The sequence below is a fragment of the Pseudomonas sp. PD9R genome (assembly GCF_019200975.1).
Lineage (GTDB): Bacteria > Pseudomonadota > Gammaproteobacteria > Pseudomonadales > Pseudomonadaceae > Aquipseudomonas.
The window spans coordinates 216,828-233,717 of record NZ_JAHTMR010000008.1 but is presented as its reverse complement, the minus strand read 5'-3'; the positions used below and the strand labels follow the sequence as shown (position 1 = coordinate 233,717).

The window sequence follows — 16,890 nt, the reverse complement described above, 5'->3', positions numbered from 1 at the left end:
TCCAGTCTTATTCGCCCATTTGCCGCATGGACATGGGGAAGTGATCTTTTCCGTAACCGCCGGTGCAGTCCGCGACCGTGGTCGCGCCCTTGCGGCAGTCGATCTTGGGCATGTCGTAGGTGCTGCCATCGCCGCAGACGGCCTGGCCCTTGCTATCGATTGCGAGGCTGCCGCCCTTCATGGCGGCGGCCACCGGACCGGTGCAATTGACACCGTTGGCCTGGCGCACAGTCACTTGGCCTTTGCCGTCCTCGAACTGATATTCAAGGCGCAACGGTTTGCCAGTCTTGCGGTCCTGAATGCCGGCACCGGCGCGGTACTGACCGTTGAGGAAGTCAGCAGCGCCGTCGGCTGCATCCGGCGGGATGCTCAATGCCGGGCCTGGGCTGGCATTTGCCGACGCCGGGTTTTTCGCCTCCTGTGGCGGGGCCGCGGAGGGTTCGTTGTTGGCTTCGGGTGGGGTGGCAGGGGCTTTGGCTTCCGGAACCTGGGCCGGTTCGGCCCCCGGTGCGCCGGTGTCCTGGCCTTCGGCTGCCGCTGACTCTGCATCCGGCGCGCCCGTCACGGCATTGCCAGTGGAGGTGCCCACGAGCGTCCCGGTCACGGGCACTCCATTGAGCGTCGCTACGTGGCCCGTCAGCTGAGTTTCATCCTGCTGATGCCCTACCGGCACCATGCCTTCCGGGAGCAGGTTCACTGCCCCCGTCGGAATCGGGATGCAGCCGCGCAGGCCGAGCAACAGCAACAACAACAGCAATAGCAACGGCAGGAGCAACAGCCACCACCAGCGACGCCACCATGGGCGAGCGATCGCTGCCGCGACAGGTGCAACCCTTGGTGCCTCCATCACGGGAGGCGGGGTGGGCGCGGGCGCGACGGGGACTTGATAAAGGCACTGCAGCGGGTCGCGATTGCGGTCGGCACCGGCGTGCTCGAAACCCCAGAAGGTCAGCACCGGTTTGCCTTGAACCAGATAGACGAAGTTTTCGTCGGGGAAATGAATGACCCGCTTGAGCAACTTGCCGAATACGGCTTTGTCGCCTTGCTGCTGTTCTGCCGGGTCGGTGCCGAGGAAGCGCAGGCTCAGCTCATCGAGCGCGGTCTTCAAGCCTTCCAGTTGACGACGGGCGGGGGCGCGCTCTTCTTCGGTTGCGCTGCTCCACGGGATGACATCGCCGTCGAGGCCGCTGTACCAGTCGATCTGATTGCCGAGTTCATCGCTTTGCGGAATGGCCAGATGATCGACCATCTCGGGGTTCTTGCGACGAATGGCTTCGCGCAATTGCAGGGCTGCCCGGTAGACCGGTTGACCTGTTTCGCCCAGGGCAGTGAATGACCCGCTCTTGCCGCTGCGTAATAGTGCCCCGCGCATTCATACTCCATATGATCATTGCGCAAAATGACAGACAACATGTCTGTGCTTGCTCCTGCATTTAGCTGGCGACCTTAATGTCATTATGATGTCGCCGTCAATCAGCCAATCGACCAAAAACATTTGATCCTAGTCCACAAAAGCGAAGGCTGCCTGAAGTCGGTGAAAGCGCTTTATTGAGTGCTTGGCCGATACTGCAGTGCCTCGGCCAGATGCGCTCGGTTAATCCCGCTCACCTGCTCTAGATCGGCCAACGTACGCGCAACCTTTAGCAGTCGATGTGCCGAGCGCAGCGACAGGGTCAGACGCTCGCAGGCGGATTCCAGCCAATGCTCATCGGCAGTGGATAACGCACAGTGATCACGCAGGCCGGGCAAGTCGAGAAATGCGTTCGCGCAGCCCTGACGCTTGTGTTGTCGCTCGCGGGCCTCGGCAACCTGCAACGCCGCCGTTGCTGTGTCCTCTCCCGGTTTTGGCACTGGATTCAGCGCCGTGGCTTCCCGTGCGACGGTCAAATGCAGGTCGATTCGATCCAGCAGCGGGCCTGACAGTTTGTTGCGGTAGCGTTGCACCATGTCCGGCGTGCAGGAACAACGGCCGCTCGGTTCGCCAAGGTAGCCACAAGGGCAGGGGTTCATGGCCGCGACCAATTGAAAGCGTGCCGGAAATCGCACCCGATCCTTCGCCCGTGAGATCACGATATATCCGGATTCCAGTGGCTCGCGCAGTACCTCCAATACTTTGCGATCGAATTCGGGGAGTTCGTCCAGAAACAGAACGCCGTGGTGAGCGAGGGTGATTTCGCCGGGCTGGGGTTTCGAACTGCCACCGACCAGCGCAGGGCCGGATGCCGAGTGATGTGGCTGACGAAACGGCCGCTGCGGCCAATGGCTCAGCGGCACGCAACTGGTGACCGATTGAATCGCCGCCACCTCCAGCGCTTCACATTCAGCCAGCGGCGGCAGCAGGCCCGGCAGGCGGCTGGCCAATAACGTTTTTCCCGTCCCCGGCGGTCCGCTGAACAGCAAGTTGTGAGCGCCGGCGGCAGCAATCAACAGCGCACGCTTGGCCGCGAGTTGTCCCTGCACCTCATTCAAGTCGGGATAAGGTTTGCTGGCGTGGAGCAAACCATTGGAAACGAAAGGCGCGATGGGTGTATGCCCATTGAAATGCGCGACCGCCTCAAGCAGGTGATCCACCGCGATCACTTTCAGTCCCGAAGCCAGGCACGCTTCTTCGGCATTCGCCCGCGGCACCATCAAGCAGCGCCCGGCCTTGCGCGCCGCCAACGCCGCCGGCAACACGCCACGAACCGCCCGTACCGCCCCCGAAAGCGCCAACTCGCCAAGGCATTCCACATCATCCAGGGTCAGTGTCGGCACTTGCACACTGGCCGAAAGAATCCCCAGGGCAATAGCCAGATCGAAGCGTCCGCCATCCTTGGGCAAATCCGCAGGGGCCAGATTCAACGTGATGCGCCGCGCCGGGAATTGCAGCCCCGAATTGATGATCGCACTGCGTACCCGGTCCTTACTTTCCTTCACCGCCGCTTCAGGCAGGCCGACCATGGTCAGGGACGGCAGGCCGTTGGCCAGATGGACTTCAACGGTAACGGCAGGCGCCTCCACGCCGACCTGGGCGCGGCTGTGGACGATGGAGAGGGACATGGTCGTTCCTTGAGCTGATACGAGAACCGCTTCCTGCGGGTTTTTGAAGGGTAGACGGGAGAGAGGGAGTTGCTAGGGGGGGCCCGGGGGTAAACTTTCTCGGGATATTACGGTTACGCACCAGCGTATCGGTGGGAGTAAAAAAACCGCCATTCAGGCGGCTCTTCGGGGGGGCTAGTCAGACGCGTGCACCTGCAAGCAAGCCATCAGGTTCGAGCTCCTTGACATATGCGGCTGCTACTTTAAAAAAACGATGTTGGCTAGCAGGAATGCGACCGGCTAAACGGAGCGTTACCGAGATAGTGGCGGGGCGGAAGATCAAAAGATCGCAGCCTTCGGCAGCTACAGGGGATGTTTATTCGGTTGGTGGATTCAGCTTCGCTTCCAGCTCCGCCACTTTCGTTTCAAGTGCCTCCAACCGTGCCCGGGTGCGCGCCAACACGACCATCTGACTATCGAATTCTTCCCGGCTTACCAGGTCCAGTTTGCTGAAGCCGCTTTGCAGCAGCATTTTGAACTGGCTTTCGATTTCGGCTTTCGGCAGCGGCGTGTCGCCGCTGAAGAGCCGGGAGGCGGTGCCGGTCAGGGCGTCGAGGAAGTCTTTGGGCGCGAGCATGGGGAATGTCCTGGAAACAATGGCGGGCAGTGTATCACGCAGTGTCTATAGTCAATTTCGCCGGCCGGGGATGCACGCTTTTCGCGCATGGGGATGGACGGCATCGCACCGTTGTTGTGCGTAACCCGTCGAGTGTTGTCGCGAAGTGGCTGGCATCTGCTGGCAAAGGCTTGAAAACAGTGAATTTTGTAGAGATGGCAAGCTTTCTGCTTAGTCCCTTGTGACCCATGCACTGATGCAGTCGCTGTGACGAATGCAGTGCGCCAAGCGGAACGCGGGGAGTGTTTCGTGAGGAGCGGGTAGCTGGCGTCGGACGGGCAGGTAAGGCCGACGATGCGTTACAAAGCCAGGCACTGCGCTTAGACTTGAGACGGGTTTGTTTTCCTGGGGCAAGTCCACCAATTCGGGAGAGAGTTTTCATGAAGCTAGTCACTGCCATCATCAAGCCGTTCAAGTTGGACGACGTACGCGAGTCGTTGTCCGAGATCGGCGTGCAGGGCATTACCGTTACTGAAGTCAAAGGCTTCGGTCGGCAGAAGGGTCACACCGAGCTGTATCGCGGCGCGGAGTACGTGGTCGATTTCCTGCCAAAGGTGAAGATTGATGTCGCCATTGACGACAAGGATCTTGATCGGGTTATCGAGGCGATAACCAAGGCCGCCAACACCGGCAAGATCGGTGACGGCAAGATCTTCGTGGTCAATCTGGAACAGGCGATTCGCATCCGTACCGGCGAAACCGATACCGACGCAATCTAAGCCGCCACAAACCCAACGCCCCAGGAGAAAACAATATGACTCTGCGTAAATTCGCAGGGCTAGGAGCCCTGTTGTCCCTCGTAATGCCCAGCCTGGCTATGGCGGCAGACGAAGTGGCGGCCCCAGTCCTCAACTCCGGCGACACCGCCTGGATGTTGACCTCGACAGCCCTCGTGCTGTTCATGACCATTCCCGGCCTCGCGCTGTTCTACGGCGGCATGGTTCGGTCGAAAAACATTCTTTCCGTGATGATGCAGTGCTTCGCCATTACCGGTCTGATCAGCATCCTGTGGGTCATTTATGGCTACAGCATCGCGTTCGACACCACCGGCATGGAACAGGGCGTCATCAACTTCAACTCGTTCTTTGGCGGCATGGGCAAGGCATTCCTCGCCGGCATCACGCCAGCCAGCCTGACCGGTCCTGCGGCGCTGTTCCCTGAGGCGGTGTTCGTCACCTTCCAGATGACCTTCGCCATCATTACTCCGGCGCTGATCGTCGGTGCCTTCGCCGAGCGGATGAAGTTCTCCGCGATGCTGATCTTCATGGGCGTCTGGTTCACCCTGGTTTATGCACCGATCGCGCACATGGTCTGGTCCGGTAACGGCGGCCTGCTGTGGGACTGGGGCGTGCTGGATTTCGCCGGCGGCACCGTGGTGCACATCAACGCGGGTGTGGCCGGCCTGATTGCCTGCCTGGTACTGGGCAAGCGCAAAGGCTTCCCGACCACGCCGATGGCGCCGCACAACCTCGGTTACACCCTGATGGGCGCTGCGATGCTGTGGGTCGGCTGGTTCGGTTTCAACGCCGGTTCCGCTGCGGCAGCCAACGGCACAGCCGGTATGGCGATGCTGGTAACCCAGATTGCAACCGCCGCTGCTGCACTGGGCTGGATGTTTGCTGAGTGGATCACCCACGGCAAACCAAGCGCGCTGGGCATTGCTTCGGGTGTGGTCGCCGGTCTGGTGGCAATCACGCCGGCTGCTGGCACCGTAGGCCCGATGGGCGCTCTGGTGATCGGCCTGGCAGCAGGTGTGGTGTGCTTCTTCTGCGCTACCACCCTGAAACGCAAACTCGGCTATGACGATTCCCTCGACGCCTTCGGCGTGCACGGCATCGGCGGTATCCTCGGCGCGATCCTGACCGGTGTGTTCGCTGCACCGTCCCTGGGTGGCTTCGGCACCGTGACCGACATCGCCGCACAAGTATGGATTCAGTGCAAAGGCGTGGGCTTCACGGTGATCTACACCGCGATCGTTACCTACATCATTCTCAAGGTCCTGGACGCCGTCATGGGTCTGCGTATCACCGAAGAAGAAGAAGCAGTCGGCATCGATTTGGCGCTTCACAACGAACGCGGCTACAACTTGTAAGCACGCGCATGAAAAAATTTGCCCGGCTTGCCGGGCATTTTTTTGTCTGAGATTTAGCATTGAAGGTGCAGCTGAAAGGTTTTTTCTTACAGCTTTCGGTGCGTTTATGGCGGGCGTTTTTCTACGGCGAATGGCTTACGCGATGGAACGAATATTAGGGCCTTTGTTTTTTCCCAGAGCGCGCTAGAATGCGCCCCGAACGTGCGGAGAACTGTATGTGGCAACAGACTCTGATTACTCTGCGGGCGAGGCCCCGGGGCTTTCATCTGGTAACGGACGAGTTACTCGCCGGCCTGCCTGAACTCAAGGCGTGCCGGGTCGGTCTGTTGCATTTGTGGCTGCAGCATACCTCGGCGTCGTTGAGCATCAACGAGAACGCCGATCCGGCGGTACGTCGCGACTTCGAACGATTTTTCAATCGTCTGATCCCACAAGGAGCAGACGGCTATGAGCATAACGACGAAGGCCTGGACGACCTCCCGGCGCACTTCAAGGCCAGCGTGCTTGGCTGTCAGCTCAGTCTGCCGATCTCGGCGGGCCGACTGGCGTTAGGAACCTGGCAAGGCGTTTATCTGGGCGAGCACCGTGATCACGGCGGTGCCCGTAAAGTCCTCGCCACCGTGCACGGTGATGGGGCATAACCGCTGATCACCAGCGGCTGTTGATTTTTTTCCGGCAGCCTTCGACAGGGGGCAAAGCTGGGCTATAACTAATCTGCTTTTCGCAAGTCATGAGGTAGAACATGAGCGACGATGATCTGGAAAACGACGACCTCGAAGTAGGCGACGACGACGAAACCGAAGAAGGTCTGGAAGCAGCGGCGGAAGACGTCGCTGAAGACGATGGCGGTGATACGCCCGCTCCGGCCGCCAAAGGCAAAGCCAAGGCAGCGGTGTCGGTCGATGAGCTGCCGAGTGTCGAAGCCAAGAACAAGGAGCGCGATGCTCTCGCGCGGGCCATGGAAGAGTTTTTGGCCAAGGGCGGCAAAGTGCAGGAAGTGGAGGCCAATGTGGTCGCCGATCCGCCAAAGAAGCCTGATAACAAGTACGGCAGCCGGCCTATCTAAGCCTGTTTCCTGCTTGCTGAAAAAGCCCGCCGTCGCTGCGGGCTTTTTCATGGACGATGCAGCAGGAAGACCGCGTTATCGTTCTTCGCGGGCAAGTCGCTACGAAACCGAGTTCCACCGTGCCAACAACGCCGGCAACTCGGTCAAACTGCGAATCTCGGCATCCGGCGATCGCTCGGCTTCCCAGACCTTGCCCGCCGGGTTGAACCAGATCGCGCGCAGCCCCGCTTGCTGGGCACCGGCAATGTCGTCGCCGGGGTGATCGCCAATGTGCACGGCTGTGTCCGCGGTGGCGCCGCCACGCTGCAATGCTTCATGGAATAGCCGCGCATCCGGTTTGGCGATGCCGATGTCTTCTGCACACAGCGCAAACTTGAAGTAGTCCGCGAGGCCCAGTCGCCGCACGTCGGCATTGCCGTTGGTGACCACGCCGAGGGTGTAATGGTTGGCCAGCACTTCCAGGGTCGGTTGTACCTCCGGGAAGATTTCCAGCTGGTGTCGGGCATGCAGAAACACTTCGAAACTCTGGTCGGCCAGGTCCGATGCTTCTGCGTGGGCGTAACCGGCCTCTTCCAGCGCCTGGAACAACACGCGCCGACGCAGGGCGCTGATGCGGTGCTTGAGGTTCGGCTCGATGCTGAGGATGCGTTCGCGAATCGCCCACAAATGCTCTACCGGCACCGCTCCAAGATTGGGCGCATGTTCAGTCAGCCATTCACGCAATACGGCTTCGGCGCTGATGATCACCGGGGCGGTATCCCACAGGGTGTCGTCGAGGTCGAAGGTGATCAATTGGAGAGTCATGAATCATCGCCTTTCATGCGTTTGGCCCGTGGATGGGCGCTGTCGTAGACCGTGGCCAGGTGCTGGAAGTCCAGGTGCGTGTAGATCTGCGTGGTCTTGATGTCCGAGTGGCCGAGCAACTCCTGCACTGCCCGCAAGTCCTGGGAGGATTCCAGCATGTGGCTGGCGAAGGAATGTCGCAACATGTGCGGGTGCAGGTTTTGCCCGAGTTCGCGCTCGCCGGCGGCCTTCACTCGTACCTGAATTGCCCGAGGGCCGAGACGTCGACCTTGCTGGCTGACAAATACTGCGTCGTCCGCCGGATTGGCCAGGGCGCGCAATGGGAGCCATAGCTCCAGTGCTTCGCGAGCCTTTTGCCCCACCGGCAGCAGGCGGGTTTTGCTGCCCTTGCCGAGCACCTGAACCATGCCGTCCGCTAAATCAAGCTGATCGAGATTGAGCCCGGTCAGCTCCGACAGGCGCAACCCGGAGGAGTAAAACAGTTCGAGAATCGCCTGATCCCGGCGTGCAAGGAAATCATCCTCCACGCCGCCTTCAAGCAATTGCAACGCGCGGTCGGTGTCGAGGGTTTTCGGCAGACGACGTTCGCCCTTGGGCGGCGCCAGGCCGTTGGCGGGGTCGTGGTCACACAGGCCTTCGCGATTCAGATAGTGATAGAGCCCGCGCACCGCCGACAGCAATCGCGCCAGGCTGCGAGAGGATTGGCCCTGTGCATGCAAACGGGCGATCAGACTGCGCAGGCGCTGGATATCCAGTGCGGCCCAGCTGCCGATGTTCTGTTTGACGCACCAGCTCAGCACCTTGTCGAGGTCACGACGGTAGGCCGAGAGTGTATGCGGCGACACTTGGCGCTCACTGCGCAGGTGTTCGCAGTAAGCGTCCAGTTGCCGTTCCATGTTCAGCGTACCGAGCGCAGGGAGCTGTTGACCCGTGGCAGCACGCGGCCCATGACTTCTGCGATGTAGCTGAGGAACAGCGTGCCCACCGAGCTTTTGTAGTGCTGCGGATCACGGCTGGCGATGGCCAGGATGCCGTGAATGCCTTGATGACTGATGGCGACAACGGCTGTGGAACCGATCTGTTTACGCTGTTCTTCGCCGAACAAAAAGTCCAGCTCGTGCTCGCGCAGGCTGCCGCTGACGCTTTTGTCTTCTTGCAACAAACCGCCAATGGCCACTTGTGCCTCGGCGTGGGTCACCCAGCGGCCCACCGGCATGGCGTTGTCGCCGAGCAGGATGAGGCTGACAAAGGGCACCTGGAAGTCCTGGCGCAGGCTGTCTTCGACGCAGATCACCACGTCCTCAAGGCTGGTGGCATCCATCAGCGCGAGGATCAGGCGGCGGGTCTTGTCGAACAGGCGATCGTTGTCGCGGGCCACGTCCATCAAGTGCGAGAGACGGTGCCGCAACTCGATATTGCGGTCGCGCAGGATGGTCATCTGCCGCTCCACCAGGGACACGGTATCGCCGCGTCGGTGGGGAATGCGCAAGGCTGGCAGCAGTTCTTCGTGCTCGACGAAGAAATCCGGATGAGCCTCCAGGTACGCGGCAATCGCCGCCGCCTCCAGGCTCTCGGACGGGGATTCGTCGGACTGTCGGGCAGGTACCTGTGGCTTATCGGTCATGGCTTTGGCTCACTCAAAGACGCACTTGTCCTTCATATACGCGTACTGCCGGGCCAGTCATCAAGACGGGTTGGCCGGGGCCTGCCCATTCAATGGACAGGCGCCCGCCAGGCAGGTCGATCAATAGCGGCGAATCCATCCACCCCTGGCTGATCGCGGCCACTGCGGCGGCACAGGCGCCGGTGCCGCAGGCCTGGGTTTCCCCGGCTCCGCGTTCCCAGACACGCAACTGCGCGCGATTGCGGTCGATGACCTGGATGAAACCGACATTGACCCGCGCCGGGAAGCGCGGGTGGTGTTCGATTTTCGGTCCCAGTTCATGCACCGGTGCATTGTTGATATCGCTGACCCGCAGCACCGCATGGGGGTTGCCCATGGACACGGCGGCCAGTTCGACCGATGTGCCGTCGACGTCGACCTGATAGCTCAACGCCTGCTCAGTCGCCTGAAACGGGATATCCGCCGGCACCTGGCGTGGGGCGCCCATGTTCACGCCGATCTGCCCGTCGCTGCGCACATCCAGTTCGATGATGCCGCTTTTGGTTTCGACGCGGATCAGCCGCTTGGCGGTCAGGCGCTTGTCGAGCACGAAGCGGGCGAAACAGCGGGCACCGTTGCCGCACTGTTCCACTTCGGAGCCGTCGGAGTTGAAAATCCGATAGCGGAAATCCACGTCCGGATTACTCGGCGCTTCGACAATCAGCAACTGATCGAAACCGATGCCGGTATGCCGATCGCCCCAAAGCTTGGCGTGCTTGGGCAGAATATGCGCGTGCTGGCTGACCAGGTCGAGGACCATGAAGTCATTGCCCAGGCCGTGCATCTTGGTAAAACGCAGCAGCATGGCCTTACTCCGGCAGCAGGCTTTCGCCAGCAAACAACTCGGCTACCGTCTCACGGCGACGCACTTCAAATGCCTGATCACCGTCCACCAACACTTCAGCGGCACGGCCGCGGGTGTTGTAGTTGGAACTCATGACAAACCCATACGCACCGGCCGAATGCACGGCCAGCAGGTCGCCTTCTTCCAGGGCCAGCTGACGATCCTTGGCGAGGAAGTCGCCGGTCTCGCAGATCGGCCCGACGACGTCGTAGGCGCGGGCCGCGGTGTTACGCGGGCGCACGGCAGTGACATCCATCCAGGCCTGGTAAAGCGCCGGGCGGATCAGGTCATTCATGGCCGCGTCGACGATGGCGAAGTCTTTGTGTTCGGTGTGCTTGAGGTATTCGACCTGGGTCAGCAGCACGCCGGCGTTGGCGACGATGAAGCGGCCCGGTTCGAACACCAGCGCCAGGTCACGACCGTCGAGACGCTCGCGCACAGCCTTGATGTAGTCGGCTGCCAATGGCGGCTCTTCGTCGCGATAACGTACGCCCAGTCCGCCACCGAGATCGATGTGGCGCAGGTAGATGCCGCAATCACCGAGGCGGTCGACCAGGCCCAGCAGGCGGTCGAGGGCATCAATGAACGGTGGCAGGGTGGTCAGTTGCGAACCGATGTGGCAATCGACACCAACCACTTCCAGGTTAGGCAGTTGCGCAGCGCGGATGTACACGTCTTCGGCGTCGGCGATGGCGATGCCGAACTTGTTTTCTTTGAGACCGGTGGAAATGTACGGGTGAGTACCGGCATCGACGTCCGGGTTCACGCGCAGCGAAATTGGCGCACGAACACCCAGCTCGGCAGCCACTACTTGCAGGCGCTCAAGCTCATCGGTGGATTCGACGTTGAAGCAATGCACGCCGACTTCCAGGGCGCGACGCATGTCGTCACGAGTCTTGCCGACACCGGAGAACACGATCTTGTCGGCGCTGCCGCCAGCGGCCAGCACGCGTTCCAGCTCGCCACGGGAGACGATGTCGAAACCGGCACCCAGACGGGCCAGGACATTCAGTACACCCAGGTTCGAGTTGGCCTTGACCGCGAAGCAGACCAGGTGCGGCATGCCCGCCAGTGCATCGGCGTAAGCCAGGTATTGGGCTTCGATGTGGGCCCGGGAGTAAACGTAAGTCGGTGTGCCAAAGCGATCGGCGATAGCAGACAGGGCAACACCTTCCGCGAACAGTTCACCGTCACGGTAGTTAAAAGCGTCCATGAGGTTCCCTTATTGGTAGACGTCGTGCTTGTGTGCCTTGGAGGCAGGCTGCTTCTGCGAGGACTGGGCCTGCGCTGCAGGATCCTGGTCTTCATCAGGCAGGTACAGCGGGCCTTTTTGGCCGCAGGCCGACACAAGGCAGGCAATCGCGACGATGGCCGCAAGGGAAGAGATCAGGCGCTTCATGGCGAAATCCTTGAAAATGCATTAATTGCGCCGGAGTATACCGGCCACCCGGCAGCTTGCCTATGCGACGGGGCTCCCGTCCGGCGGGCCTTGGCTTGATGCAGGCCTGTCAACTGCAAGCCCGCTCCATAGATACAGTGTTTGATGTAACTATGGAGCGGTTGGTCGTTATCCTTTGCAATCACCGGGGCTCGCCCGTATCTTGCGGCGCTTGAGCGTGAGTAGACACTTTTTGAGGTTCCCGCAATGAGTTTGACCGAAGCCCGTTTCCACGATCTGGTCGATGCCACCCAGCAGACACTGGAGGATATTTTTGACGAGAGCGACCTGGATATCGATCTGGAAAGCTCCGCTGGTGTGCTGACCGTGAAGTTCGAAAACGGCAGCCAGTTGATCTTCAGCCGTCAGGAACCGTTGCGGCAGTTGTGGCTGGCGGCAGTCTCCGGTGGCTTCCACTTCGATTACGATGAAGAAAGCGAGCGCTGGATGTGCGACAAAAGCGAAGAGCAGCTGGGCGAGATGCTGGAGCGCATTGTCACGCAGCAGGCCGGTGTTGAACTCGATTTCGAAGGCCTGTAACACCGTGACACAATCAGCGCCGGTCCGTCCGCCCAAGCCGCTCTACAGCAATGTCAGCCCGGCCGTGCCGTCGCCCTGCAGCGGTGTGTGTCGGCTGGACGAGCAAAAAGTCTGCCTGGGCTGCTTCCGCCATGTCGAAGATATTCGTGAGTGGCGCGCTGCGGACGATGATCGCCGCCGCGTTATTTGCGCCCAGGCCTCGCAACGCAAAGCCACCGCCAATCCCCTGTAGGAGCTGCCGCAGGCTGCGATCTTTGGATCTTCAGCAATTGCAGTCACGCAGGAAATCAGGATCAAAAGATCGCAGCCTGCGGCAGCTCCTACATGAGTAGCGGAGACTGCCGGGTGGCGACTTGTATATTTTTTGAGCTGTGATAGTGTCCGGATACGCCTCAACCCATCGAGGCTCGTGAAAACCCCGCCTTTTTCCGGCGGGGTTTTGCTTTTTTCGTGCAGAAGAAAGGAGTCTGCCCTGATCATGACCGCACCTTCCATCACCCTTACCCGTCTGGACGTACAGCGTCTGGAGCGTCTGATCGACAGCCTGGATGACACGCTGCCGGGCGTTATCGCGCTGCAAACCGAACTGGACCGCGCCGATACACTGGTCGGCCACGATGAAGTGCCCGCTGATGTCGTGACCATGAATTCCCGAGTGCACTGCCGTGAAGAAAGCAGTGGCAAGGATTATCACCTGACGTTGGTTTATCCGAAGGATGCCAATGCTGACGAAGGCAAGGTCTCGATTCTGGCGCCGGTCGGCAGTGCACTGCTGGGCCTGAAAGTTGGCCAGCACATCGATTGGCCGGCTCCCGGTGGCAAGACCCTGAAACTGACTTTACTGGCAGTCGAATCTCAGCCAGCGCATGGTGGGGACTTCCCTGAGTGACCCCCGTCAGACCTGATCGAGCGCCTCATTCAATGCGCGCTCCAGGTCGGCCTTATAGCGCAGATACAGATTGCTTGAGCTTTGCCCATCACCGAGCAGGCCTGACAGGTCCAGGTCGGTGATGTAACAGCGGTAACGCTCGGTCTCGCGGCGCTGCCCGACGATCTCCCGAGCGACCACGCTGAACAGTCGGTCGCCATGCTCCAACTCTGAAAATTCCCGCTGATTGCAATACAACGTGACCTGCACCTTGCCCGGTGCGGCTTTGCCGACGATTGCCTGCACGTCATAGAACGGCTTGTTGACCGGTGTTTGCGGTGCCGGCCGGGCTTCGACGCGGCGCGCCCGTCCCGGACCCGATGGCAGCAGTTGGGAGTACAGCGTATCCAGGCTCATTGGGTGAGCCGCATCCATCGGCAGCAAGGCGTCGCGCCGGTACTGAATCGACTGCAGGAAGCGTTGCAGCGGCACCAGCAGACTCTGCTCGTCATGCCAGGGCAAACGCTGCTGCCACAAGGCATTGAATTCATCGAGTACGTACAGTTCGGCCTGTTCTTCGTTAATCCGGTAGAACACCTGAATGCAGTCTGGCTGGCCCATGGGCAGAAGTAGCGCCAGATCCTGGTCTTCCAGTGCCCGAGGGTCCAGGTGCAGCGGGCTGTAGCTCGCCAGTTCTTCGCCCAGGTAATCGAGTAGCGCCGGCAACGAAGCCAGTGCGACATGGCTGACCTGCCCGGGAATCAATTCCAGCACGTGGTAATGCTGCTGGACCTGAAACAGATAACGGTAATTGAGGTTGCTCAACAAAAGGTTTTGCGCGGTGTCGATGATCTCTTCGACACGCTGGGCAATGAACTGCGCGCGGTTGTGGCAGAAGCAACGTACCCGCAACCTCGGCTGCTGTGGCCCCTTCGGCAAATTGTTGAGGTATTCACGCACGCAGTCGAGCAAGGCGTGAGGGCCGTCGAAGCGATTGACCAGCACTTCGTTCCAGCTGTTGAGCGTAACCTGATCGAGGGTCAACACCAGATTTTCCCGGACGCCTGCATAGCTCAGGGAATCGGTGCGCTCGGTGGTCATCAGGATGTTCAAGTCGCGGTGGTGCTTGAGTGGGTCGACACCGACGTTCACCAGAATCAGCACCTCGCTGGGTGCGCTGGCCCGCAGCAACGGCTCTTCGGCGACGGTCGCCAAGGGCAGGGCAATGCTCTGTTGCAGACTGCCGAGCAGGTTGAACAGTTCGAATTCGCTCAGGTCGCTGCTGCCGGGGTGCAGGGCCAGACGGGTGCTGCTGTCGATCACGCCGTTGCGATGGCACCACGTGAGCAGTTCGAGTAATTGGCGGCTGCGCTTGATCGGCGCGAAGTGCTCCCACTCAAGGGCGGTCAGGTTGCCGTTATACAGCCCCCACTGGCTCTGTTCTTCCTTTTTATGCGGTGCGTGCACCAGCGTCAGGGTGTCTTCGGCCAGATCCGGTGCAATGCCCGGATTGATGAATTCGACCTTGTCCGCCTTGCGTTCGAAGGCGGCGTACAGGCGTCGACCCAGCACACTGAGGTCGCGTTTGTTGATCAGGCTGGCGGTTTGGTCGTTACGGGCAAATTGGGTCAGGAAGCGATAGCTGTAATTCAGCTCGTTGACCAAGGCCCGACGCTCCGAGCTGACCTGGCGGACTTTCCACTGGGTACGGCTATCGAGCAGCGCCAGTTGCCGTGTGTCCCATTGCCATTCGTGGGCCAGGCGTTCGAGCAGCGTGCGTTGCCAGCTCTGGGTTCGTCCGCTGCTGCCCGTGAGCTTGCGATTGACCTTCAGGTACAGCGCGCGACGCACCAGCTCCAGTCGTTCCGGCTCGTTGCGGGCGATGAGGTATTCCTCGATGCGACGGTAAACCACGACGTACGGGTCCAGTTCATCGAGATCGAGCCGATTGGCGAAGACCGCCTGCTTGAAACGCAGGCTCAGGCACTGGACCCTCGGGTGTTCGCTGGCATACACCTCGGTCAGCAACAGTTTGAGCACCGACTTGTACGGTGACTCGATGCCTTTGAACAACTGCCAGAGCCCGGCGCCGATGAATTCGCCGGGCGGTATATAAGCCATGTGCCCAAGATCAAGGCTTTCATCGGCGCGGATGAAACGCTTGGAAATCAACGTGTGGGTATAGCGGTCGTAGCTCGATTCTTCATACACCGGCACTAGCCACCAGATCGGGGTGCGCCCGGCGAGCCAGATGGCCGTGCGATAAAACTCGTCCAGCAGCAGATAGTGCTGAGTGGTGCCGCAGTCTTCCGAGCTCAGTTGGGTGTCGCGCTCTCCCCGGATGAAACGGACCGGGTCGATCAGGAAAAAGTGCGCCTCGGCACCCTGGGTGGCTGCCCAGGCTTCCAGCAGTTGGCATTTTTTGCGCAGTTCGGTGAGCTCGCTTTCGCTCAGGTCCGGGCTGTGGCAAACCCACACGTCCATATCGCTCTGATCGGCCTGGGCCAGGGTGCCAAGGCTGCCCATCAAAAACAGGCCATGAATCGGACGCGGCGGATTGCTGCCGTGGCGGGGCTTGTAGGAAAACGAGCGGGTCAGCCGTTGGGCTTCGGCGAGGGCGTTGGCATCCGGCTCGAAATTCGACAGCCCGGCCGGCGTGCTGCCCGAAACGTAACCTGGTAACAGTGGATGATTGACATGAAAGAACAGCGGAAGAAGGTTCAGCACAGCCTGCTGGCGGGTCGATAACCCTTCCATGGCGCGTGCCATGCGGCCCTCGTTGAGCTTGAGAAAACGTGCGCGCAACTGGCTCAGAACCTTGCGGTCGATTCCCTCGTCCAGATCGGGGCGGATTTCATGGGTGCGGGTCATGTCAGCTCAAACCGGCTCGCAGGGCTCGGACGTGGAGGCTCTCGGGATGAGGGCAGTGTAGCGCCTCGGCCCCGGGACTTTTAAGCTGATTTTATGTTTCTGGCGTCAGATTTTTACCGTGTGGCGACAGTAGATAGCCGAGTGTGCCCGCGGAAATCCCGTGGTGGGGGTTTCCGTGGGCAATACAGTGGAATTCAGGCTGTTTCTTCGACGCTCAAAATGGTCAGCACGGTTTGTACGTTTTGCGCGGCGTCACGACCCAGGCTGGTTAGGTAACCGCCATCGGGTTGGTCGATCAGTTCTTTTTCGTGCAGACGTTTGGCGGCGGCAATGTGTTTCGGGGCAGCGGTCTGATGAATTTTCAAACCTTCCTGGGAACTGTCCAGGTTGAAGAGTGCGAGGACTTCCAGTTCGGCAACCAGCTCAGGGGTAAGCGACATAAGGACTCCAGACTTTCTAGGAATTAGACGACAGCGCCCCTAAGGTGATCCCACTCGTGCGGCATGTCCAGTGCCGGCAGCAGGGTTTTTTTCTCTCTGTAGGAACGAGCTCGCTCGCGATGGTCGCCAACGATGACGCTGGAGGCCTGACACCCCGTGGTGCCCTTGGTTTTTTCGCGAGCAAGCTCGCTCCTACAGGGGGAGGGGCGAGCTTATTTCTTCTCCGGGGGCAACTCTGGTAATGCGCGCAGTGCCGCTTCGTACCATTCTGTGTTGAACGCGCGGTCTTCTTCGAGGATCGCGTCGATTTCTACCGCCAAAACGTGGGCCATCAGGTTGAGGATTTCGTCCTTCTCGTAACCCACTAGCGTCAGCTTATTGAAGGTCGCTTTGGCCGCCGGCGGATTTTCGCTCTCGATCTGGTTTTCGATGGCTTCGATCAGCGTGTTCTCGGCGAACTCTTCTTCGTCGATGTCGTCTTGGTTGGTGTCGGGGGTTGGCGCGCTCATGGGCAGGCTCCTCAAGGAAAGGCAGCCAGTTTACCTGCATTCAGCCGCGTGATGCTGCTGG

General features: G+C 60.3%; 19 protein-coding genes and 1 pseudogene. 8 read left to right on the top strand and 12 right to left on the bottom strand.

Annotated elements, in window-relative coordinates; genetic code table 11:
- Positions 1-7: 7 nt before the first annotated feature.
- From KUF73_RS17690 to KUF73_RS17680, 3 genes are all read right to left on the bottom strand, one after another.
- Positions 8-1,372, bottom strand: coding sequence for an SrfA family protein (locus KUF73_RS17690; RefSeq protein WP_218439344.1), 1,365 nt, complete (start codon positions 1,370-1,372; stop codon positions 8-10).
- Between the two features lie 173 nt (positions 1,373-1,545).
- Positions 1,546-3,039: a YifB family Mg chelatase-like AAA ATPase gene (locus KUF73_RS17685; RefSeq protein ID WP_218439343.1), complete on the bottom strand. Its 1,494-nt coding sequence runs from the start codon at positions 3,037-3,039 to the stop codon at positions 1,546-1,548.
- Positions 3,040-3,394: 355 nt separating this feature from the next.
- Positions 3,395-3,655, bottom strand: coding sequence for an accessory factor UbiK family protein (locus KUF73_RS17680; protein ID WP_218439342.1), 261 nt, complete (start codon positions 3,653-3,655; stop codon positions 3,395-3,397).
- A 419-nt stretch (positions 3,656-4,074) separates the two neighbouring features.
- Here KUF73_RS17680 and glnK point away from each other — a divergent pair, with 419 nt between their 5' ends.
- The 4 genes from glnK (at position 4,075) to sutA (ending at position 6,852) form a co-directional block, all read left to right on the top strand.
- Positions 4,075-4,413 (top strand): P-II family nitrogen regulator, encoded by a 339-nt coding sequence (gene glnK, locus KUF73_RS17675; RefSeq protein WP_002555808.1) that lies wholly within the window; start codon positions 4,075-4,077, stop codon positions 4,411-4,413.
- A 35-nt stretch (positions 4,414-4,448) separates the two neighbouring features.
- Positions 4,449-5,786 carry an ammonium transporter gene (locus KUF73_RS17670; protein ID WP_218439341.1) on the top strand — a complete coding sequence of 446 codons (1,338 nt, stop codon included), beginning with the start codon at positions 4,449-4,451 and terminating at the stop codon, positions 5,784-5,786.
- A gap of 215 nt (positions 5,787-6,001) precedes the next feature.
- Entirely contained in the window at positions 6,002-6,427 is a 426-nt protein-coding gene (locus tag KUF73_RS17665; protein WP_218439340.1) for a secondary thiamine-phosphate synthase enzyme YjbQ, read from the top strand.
- A 101-nt stretch (positions 6,428-6,528) separates the two neighbouring features.
- Positions 6,529-6,852 carry a transcriptional regulator SutA gene (gene sutA / locus KUF73_RS17660; protein WP_218439339.1) on the top strand — a complete coding sequence of 108 codons (324 nt, stop codon included), beginning with the start codon at positions 6,529-6,531 and terminating at the stop codon, positions 6,850-6,852.
- Between the two features lie 99 nt (positions 6,853-6,951).
- Here the strand turns inward: sutA and KUF73_RS17655 are convergent, their stop codons facing one another.
- Genes KUF73_RS17655 through KUF73_RS17630 form a run of 6 tightly spaced genes read right to left on the bottom strand, consistent with a single transcriptional unit; the run spans position 6,952 to position 11,562 of the window.
- Positions 6,952-7,656: an HAD family hydrolase gene (locus KUF73_RS17655; protein ID WP_218439338.1), complete on the bottom strand. Its 705-nt coding sequence runs from the start codon at positions 7,654-7,656 to the stop codon at positions 6,952-6,954.
- Positions 7,653-8,552 (bottom strand): tyrosine recombinase XerC, encoded by a 900-nt coding sequence (xerC, locus tag KUF73_RS17650; RefSeq protein ID WP_218439337.1) that lies wholly within the window; start codon positions 8,550-8,552, stop codon positions 7,653-7,655. Before xerC ends, KUF73_RS17655 begins: the two co-directional genes overlap by 4 nt.
- A 2-nt stretch (positions 8,553-8,554) precedes the next feature.
- Positions 8,555-9,280, bottom strand: a complete 726-nt coding sequence (locus KUF73_RS17645) for a DUF484 family protein (protein WP_218439336.1) — start codon at positions 9,278-9,280, stop codon at positions 8,555-8,557.
- A 13-nt stretch (positions 9,281-9,293) separates the two neighbouring features.
- Positions 9,294-10,124 carry a diaminopimelate epimerase gene (gene dapF, locus KUF73_RS17640; RefSeq protein ID WP_218439335.1) on the bottom strand — a complete coding sequence of 277 codons (831 nt, stop codon included), beginning with the start codon at positions 10,122-10,124 and terminating at the stop codon, positions 9,294-9,296.
- A gap of 4 nt (positions 10,125-10,128) precedes the next feature.
- Positions 10,129-11,376: a diaminopimelate decarboxylase gene (lysA, locus tag KUF73_RS17635; RefSeq protein ID WP_218439334.1), complete on the bottom strand. Its 1,248-nt coding sequence runs from the start codon at positions 11,374-11,376 to the stop codon at positions 10,129-10,131.
- A 9-nt stretch (positions 11,377-11,385) separates the two neighbouring features.
- Positions 11,386-11,562, bottom strand: a complete 177-nt coding sequence (locus tag KUF73_RS17630; RefSeq protein ID WP_218439333.1) for a lipoprotein — start codon at positions 11,560-11,562, stop codon at positions 11,386-11,388.
- Positions 11,563-11,808: 246 nt separating this feature from the next.
- On the opposite strand from KUF73_RS17630, the gene cyaY reads away from it, so the two are divergent.
- From cyaY to rnk, 3 genes are all read left to right on the top strand, one after another.
- Positions 11,809-12,141 (top strand): iron donor protein CyaY, encoded by a 333-nt coding sequence (cyaY, locus tag KUF73_RS17625; protein ID WP_218439332.1) that lies wholly within the window; start codon positions 11,809-11,811, stop codon positions 12,139-12,141.
- Positions 12,142-12,145: 4 nt separating this feature from the next.
- On the top strand, positions 12,146-12,373 hold the full coding sequence (locus KUF73_RS17620) for a DUF1289 domain-containing protein (protein ID WP_218439331.1): 228 nt from the start codon (positions 12,146-12,148) through the stop codon (positions 12,371-12,373).
- A gap of 246 nt (positions 12,374-12,619) precedes the next feature.
- On the top strand, positions 12,620-13,030 hold the full coding sequence (rnk, locus tag KUF73_RS17615) for a nucleoside diphosphate kinase regulator (protein WP_218439330.1): 411 nt from the start codon (positions 12,620-12,622) through the stop codon (positions 13,028-13,030).
- Between the two features lie 6 nt (positions 13,031-13,036).
- Here rnk and KUF73_RS17610 read toward each other — a convergent pair whose 3' ends face one another.
- Together KUF73_RS17610 and KUF73_RS17605 are read right to left on the bottom strand one after the other, a co-directional pair.
- Positions 13,037-15,880, bottom strand: coding sequence for a class I adenylate cyclase (locus tag KUF73_RS17610; RefSeq protein WP_218439329.1), 2,844 nt, complete (start codon positions 15,878-15,880; stop codon positions 13,037-13,039).
- A 194-nt stretch (positions 15,881-16,074) separates the two neighbouring features.
- Entirely contained in the window at positions 16,075-16,320 is a 246-nt protein-coding gene (locus tag KUF73_RS17605) for a TIGR02647 family protein (protein WP_092276346.1), read from the bottom strand.
- 119 nt (positions 16,321-16,439) lie between these two features.
- Between KUF73_RS17605 and KUF73_RS31425 the strand changes: the two are divergent.
- Positions 16,440-16,517 (top strand): annotated as a pseudogene (locus KUF73_RS31425) (outer membrane lipoprotein carrier protein LolA); the annotation flags it as partial.
- 15 nt (positions 16,518-16,532) lie between these two features.
- On the opposite strand, the gene KUF73_RS17600 reads toward KUF73_RS31425, so the two are convergent.
- On the bottom strand, positions 16,533-16,829 hold the full coding sequence (locus KUF73_RS17600; RefSeq protein ID WP_218439328.1) for a hypothetical protein: 297 nt from the start codon (positions 16,827-16,829) through the stop codon (positions 16,533-16,535).
- Positions 16,830-16,890: the final 61 nt, after the last annotated feature.

Bases quoted from the DNA above. Each gene is read 5' to 3' on its own strand.
- cyaY (WP_218439332.1), top strand. From the start codon at position 11,809: ATGAGTTTGACCGAAGCCCGTTTCCACGATCTGGTCGATGCCACCCAG.
- glnK (WP_002555808.1), top strand. From the start codon at position 4,075: ATGAAGCTAGTCACTGCCATCATCAAGCCGTTCAAGTTGGACGACGTA.
- KUF73_RS17645 (WP_218439336.1), bottom strand. From the start codon at position 9,280: ATGACCGATAAGCCACAGGTACCTGCCCGACAGTCCGACGAATCCCCG.
- dapF (WP_218439335.1), bottom strand. From the start codon at position 10,124: ATGCTGCTGCGTTTTACCAAGATGCACGGCCTGGGCAATGACTTCATG.
- KUF73_RS17610 (WP_218439329.1), bottom strand. From the start codon at position 15,880: ATGACCCGCACCCATGAAATCCGCCCCGATCTGGACGAGGGAATCGAC.
- rnk (WP_218439330.1), top strand. From the start codon at position 12,620: ATGACCGCACCTTCCATCACCCTTACCCGTCTGGACGTACAGCGTCTG.
- xerC (WP_218439337.1), bottom strand. From the start codon at position 8,552: ATGGAACGGCAACTGGACGCTTACTGCGAACACCTGCGCAGTGAGCGC.
- lysA (WP_218439334.1), bottom strand. From the start codon at position 11,376: ATGGACGCTTTTAACTACCGTGACGGTGAACTGTTCGCGGAAGGTGTT.
- sutA (WP_218439339.1), top strand. From the start codon at position 6,529: ATGAGCGACGATGATCTGGAAAACGACGACCTCGAAGTAGGCGACGAC.
- KUF73_RS17655 (WP_218439338.1), bottom strand. From the start codon at position 7,656: ATGACTCTCCAATTGATCACCTTCGACCTCGACGACACCCTGTGGGAT.
- KUF73_RS17690 (WP_218439344.1), bottom strand. From the start codon at position 1,372: ATGCGCGGGGCACTATTACGCAGCGGCAAGAGCGGGTCATTCACTGCC.
- KUF73_RS17600 (WP_218439328.1), bottom strand. From the start codon at position 16,829: ATGAGCGCGCCAACCCCCGACACCAACCAAGACGACATCGACGAAGAA.
- KUF73_RS17680 (WP_218439342.1), bottom strand. From the start codon at position 3,655: ATGCTCGCGCCCAAAGACTTCCTCGACGCCCTGACCGGCACCGCCTCC.
- KUF73_RS17670 (WP_218439341.1), top strand. From the start codon at position 4,449: ATGACTCTGCGTAAATTCGCAGGGCTAGGAGCCCTGTTGTCCCTCGTA.
- KUF73_RS17685 (WP_218439343.1), bottom strand. From the start codon at position 3,039: ATGTCCCTCTCCATCGTCCACAGCCGCGCCCAGGTCGGCGTGGAGGCG.
- KUF73_RS17605 (WP_092276346.1), bottom strand. From the start codon at position 16,320: ATGTCGCTTACCCCTGAGCTGGTTGCCGAACTGGAAGTCCTCGCACTC.
- KUF73_RS17630 (WP_218439333.1), bottom strand. From the start codon at position 11,562: ATGAAGCGCCTGATCTCTTCCCTTGCGGCCATCGTCGCGATTGCCTGC.
- KUF73_RS17665 (WP_218439340.1), top strand. From the start codon at position 6,002: ATGTGGCAACAGACTCTGATTACTCTGCGGGCGAGGCCCCGGGGCTTT.